Source organism: Succinivibrio dextrinosolvens (assembly GCF_900116345.1).
GTDB classification, from domain to species: Bacteria; Pseudomonadota; Gammaproteobacteria; order Enterobacterales; family Succinivibrionaceae; genus Succinivibrio; species Succinivibrio dextrinosolvens_B.
The window spans coordinates 1-4,557 of the sequence record NZ_FPAH01000078.1; the positions used below are offsets into that span (position 1 = coordinate 1).

The 4,557-nt window shown below is 31.1% G+C and carries 4 protein-coding genes; 2 read left to right on the top strand and 2 right to left on the bottom strand.

The window, feature by feature from the left end; translation table 11 throughout:
- Both BM308_RS13455 and BM308_RS13030 read left to right on the top strand, forming a co-directional pair.
- Positions 1-309: hypothetical protein (locus tag BM308_RS13455; protein WP_177214462.1), on the top strand; the 309-nt coding region annotated here is incomplete at its 5' end.
- A 239-nt stretch (positions 310-548) separates the two neighbouring features.
- Positions 549-1,601 carry a transposase gene (locus BM308_RS13030; RefSeq protein ID WP_306706578.1) on the top strand — a complete coding sequence of 351 codons (1,053 nt, stop codon included), beginning with the start codon at positions 549-551 and terminating at the stop codon, positions 1,599-1,601.
- A 258-nt stretch (positions 1,602-1,859) separates the two neighbouring features.
- Here the strand turns inward: BM308_RS13030 and BM308_RS13035 are convergent, their stop codons facing one another.
- Positions 1,860-2,969 carry a glycosyltransferase family 10 domain-containing protein gene (locus tag BM308_RS13035; protein ID WP_074945803.1) on the bottom strand — a complete coding sequence of 370 codons (1,110 nt, stop codon included), beginning with the start codon at positions 2,967-2,969 and terminating at the stop codon, positions 1,860-1,862.
- The gene (locus tag BM308_RS13040) at positions 2,966-4,054 is read right to left on the bottom strand and encodes an FkbM family methyltransferase (protein WP_074945805.1); all 1,089 of its coding nucleotides are present in this window, start codon (positions 4,052-4,054) and stop codon (positions 2,966-2,968) included. The genes BM308_RS13035 and BM308_RS13040 overlap by 4 nt, the downstream gene beginning before the upstream one ends.
- Between the last annotated feature and the right edge of the window lie 503 nt (positions 4,055-4,557).

A 4,557-nucleotide genomic window follows, 5' to 3' on the forward strand; every position in this document is an offset into this window, starting at 1 on the left:
AACACGGTTGACTCAAGCCATGCCTTTACGGACTGCCTGACTATAACAGCCAACTGCCTGAATAATGGTATTCCTGTCTACGATTACATAATATGGCTTATTGCCAACATGAAATACCGCTTAAGCCTGCTGGACGAGCAGAATCCTGATGACGATGCTTTCAAATTACCAGGAAGAAAAAAGTCTAAGGACGGTGGGGCTACATTGAATATGTATGATCCGGATAATAAGTGCTGCTATGACAAGATCGACATATCTGGATTAACACCCTTCGACTACAAAGAACTTGTACTGTCTCATCTACAGTAGAATTCGCTTCTAAATAAAGGAATCTAGCTGCTCCTGATTAAATGAGGAGCAGAATTTCCAACCAGTATCACAAATCTCCAAAAATAAAGAAAAATCTGCAGATAAAGCGAATTATAAGCAAGCTGATTAACGATAAAGATTTAATATTTAAATCAAAGAGTTAGAAAAGATTTAAATTTACTTCATTTAAAAAGCTGTTAATAGTTCCGACTTACTTTTTAAAGCGAATTCAATATGTTATGGCAGAGCACCACATTGCAATTGATGGTACTCTCAAACAGGATAACAGTACGGTTAACGACTTATCTGCATTCTCTTACAAGGCCAGAGTAAAGAACACAAGGGAGATATCTGTCATTTATGCTTACGATATTGAAAGAATGGAACCTATATGTGCGCAGGTATTCCCTGGTAACTGTATTGATGCCAGTGCCTACTCCCCTTTTATCAGAGATAACGACATAGATAGAGGCATTATTGTTGCTGATAAAGGTTTTCCTCCAAGCAAGATTAAGAATGATTTGGAGGTTCGTCCTAATCTGCCCTTCCTTTCTCCAATCAAGAGGAATGATGTAAGAATAAAGGATAATGACATGCTCTCATTCCAGGGAGTTCTATCTGGAATTGATGCCAATGTTCTGTACTGCAAAAAGCAAATCAAGGGAGGAAAGTTCTTGTATGCCTTCCTAGACCAGTCTAAATCATCTTTAGAAGCTAAGACCTTCCTGACACAGGCTAAGCTTCAGGATAAATTTGATTTGGCGAAGTTTAATGACAAAAAGGATAAGTTCGGACTGATTGTTTTAGAGTCAGATCAGGATTTGCCTCCTGAGGTTGCATACCTATGCTACGAAGACAGATGGAAGCTTGAGCTGGTATTTAAGTACTACAAACTAGATGAGGATTTGGACAGGACCAGAGTTCAAGGTGATTTCGCTGTAATTGGCAGTGAGTTTGTGAACTTCATATCGACACTGATAACCTGCAGAATCATCAATAAAGCTCAAAAGGCGGGTGTTCTGAAAGAGATGTCATACAGTGAAATGATGGATGATCTCTCCTCTGCATGGCGCAGAACAGATGCACCAAAGTGCCAACCTGTATCAGCTGATGCATATTGGATACATACCCTTAACAATGTAATGGAAACATTAGAAAAGCTTGAACTGTCAGTTCCTGTACCAAAACCTGAACCAAAGAAAAGAGGTCGTAAGCCTAAGCCAGTCGATCCTAATAATATAAAACCAAAGAGACCTAGAGGTAGACCAAGAAAAGTTGCAGTTTCACAATAATTGGATTTTTAGAGGTATAGTCCGAGATATTGTGAAACTTTTAATTTATATATAAAAATAATTCTTTCAAAAAATCATTTAATATTCATTTCCAATTGGACATTATATTATATGAAGATATCGTTTTTACTCTATATCTTTGACAATTATAAAAATATCTCTTATAAACAAAGAAACATACTCATCCATTTAGGAAAATTCAATTCATTTGTATACAGTAAAAGGACAACAACTAAGAATTTACGTAACAAAAAACACTCATTTTTTTAAAATTATAGGTCGTTTTCTTAGCTTGAATTTTATCCCGAAAATACATATCTGCTTATATAAAGAAGGATAATTTTTAATAGAGAATAATAGATCTTTAAAGGAATAATGTATTTGGTTTGCTGTGCTATTTAAATCTTTATAAAAATTTGGATAAATGAAATCCGTCCAACAGCCCATTGGTCGTCTAACAGCAATATCGAGAGGCAAATCAAAAATACTTAAAAACTGTTCTAAAAATTTATTGTAGCCAGATACTGTTTCTTCACACTGTTTTTGTGTAATCCAGGGTTCTGACATCATTTCACAGTATAAATCATCATCGTTATCTATTTGTTTCACTTTTTCCAATAAATCATCCAATGAACTAAAATCATTAACGTTGATAAACGATTTTGGATTAAATTCTTTTACCACGTCGTTAGTACCAAAATAAATTGGAATAGTGTTAGCCAACATGGAAGTCATCAGTTTTTCTGAAACATATCCTTTAAAAAATGCATTTTCAGCGGCAATAGAAAATTTATAAGGACTTTTTAAGTCAATACTTTTTTTTAGCCAATCTGTGTCAGATCGAGAATTAACAATTTTTATATTGTTTAAATGCGAACCTAATGAATCAACTTTTTTATATTCAGATAATTTAAAAAACAAAGAATCTCTAATGGGATGAGAATGAGGATTACCATATATAAAATTACAAAATTTAGTTTTTTGTCTTAGAATCTCTGATGCATTTTTAGAATAGGTAAATAATTCATGATATTTCTCTTTTTTCAACCAATTAAAATCTCTGATATAAATATTTGGAATTTTAAGAATTCTGGTCGAGTCAAAATTATCATAACAACAGGCATAATCAAATAAATTAAGATCAGGATATACAGCCTCTCCTCCCCAAAAAAATCTAATAACTCTTGGAGGTAATTTAAATAATTCCCCAAAAGAATCTTTATTTCTATAAATTAGTTCATTACAAAAAAAATAGTCAAAATTCCTTTCATCAATCGTGACGTCAAATCTTAGTTTAAGATAAGATAATATTTCTTGTATAAAATCTGAATTTGTTCCTGAAGCAAATTTAATATTAATTTTTTTCATACAGAAAACCTAACGAATAAAACACAATCTACTCCCCATACCAGCTTTTCCGTCCACTTTATAGAAAAAGTCATTGATAGATCTAATTTTGATAAAAAAATGGGGATTTTATAAACATCCGAGCTTAAATGATAAATTGGGATTGCAAGAATTGGGCGCTGAGTCTTTATTGTTAATATAGCGCCTTTTAATGCGTCTTGTTCTGCTCCTTCAATATCAAATTTAATTAATCCAATATTATCAATATTATTTTTCTTTACATAATCGTCCAAAGCTATTGTTGTTATTTTTAAACTATTTTCATTTGAACTATCGGTAATTCTATTATCAGCTAAATAAGCCTCCCCAGATCTATAGTAAAGAAATCCTTCTTGAACAAAAACATCTTTTAGTTTATTTAATTTGATATTCTTCTTAAATTGTTCAATATTAGACTTATCACATTCAAACGAATATACAAAAGAATCAGGAAAAAAAGTTTTAAACAGAATTGCGGTATCTCCGCGTGCAGCCCCACAATCAAGAATGGACTGTCCATTTTTTGGAAGAAATCCCTCGTGTATATATTCAGTCATCATAAAAGCATGGACAGGCTCATAATAGTTAATTAGTCTTTGTTCTTTTGTTTCTTTTTTAAGATTTATGTCTATATTAGAAATGAATTTTATTCTTTTATTTCCAATATAAAAATCCATAGATTCGTTTTTATCATGCCTATTTGAAAAGATAATTTTGGCTTTATTAAAACAATCTTCAATATTCTTTAATTCATCTGGGAATATAGTATCAATTTGTTCAAATCGTTTCACTATCCATCTTAAGAAAAGAATTCTGTCTTCTTTTGTTAGTTTTTGATATATATTTTTGTCTATAACATCAAGAAAATTTTGATACATTATTAATATTTTTTGAGGATACTCATTAAAATAATTCAATAAATCAATTAAGAAAAGATTGGTTGGATTGGAAGATTTAATGTCTTTTATTTTACAGCATACATTTTTATCACAATATCTAATACAGTTAATACCAAATATTTTAATCGTTCTTATTTTCCCTGGTATTGAAAAAGAGACTATTCTCATAAACTATAAACCTCATAATTCTACGTACCTTTTGACAAATATAAAAAATGACGATTTTTTCATGCCCAATAATATCTTATTGAAATCACTGATTATTTGAATATTGTCCTCAAAAGATGAGCTCGCAATAGTATAAGAGCAAGCTTTGATATTTTTTTATATTACATAACTCTAGTTTCCCACATGGAAATTTAAAACAAAACTAGATTCACTCTAGGTTTGATGCTCTTAAAAAACTTGTATTGATTTATTTTTGGGAAGAGGTGTGATTATAAGCAAAAAAATGCTTATATATCTGATAGATACCGATGAAAAGGTGTGTTTAATATGTTATAATTTTATCTGCTAAAACAAAAAGTTAACATAAAAAAACACACCATGAATATGATACCTAAAAATACCTCTTCTAGCAATTTTACTGATACATTTTCTTCTCTTTTTTCTGTTCTTGGTCTTTGTAGTTTACTCAAAGTTGCAGGCTTTAGAAAAAGAGCTGGTTATGG

Bases quoted from the DNA above. Each gene is read 5' to 3' on its own strand.
- BM308_RS13035 (WP_074945803.1), bottom strand. From the start codon at position 2,969: ATGAAAAAAATTAATATTAAATTTGCTTCAGGAACAAATTCAGATTTT.
- BM308_RS13040 (WP_074945805.1), bottom strand. From the start codon at position 4,054: ATGAGAATAGTCTCTTTTTCAATACCAGGGAAAATAAGAACGATTAAA.
- BM308_RS13030 (WP_306706578.1), top strand. From the start codon at position 549: ATGGCAGAGCACCACATTGCAATTGATGGTACTCTCAAACAGGATAAC.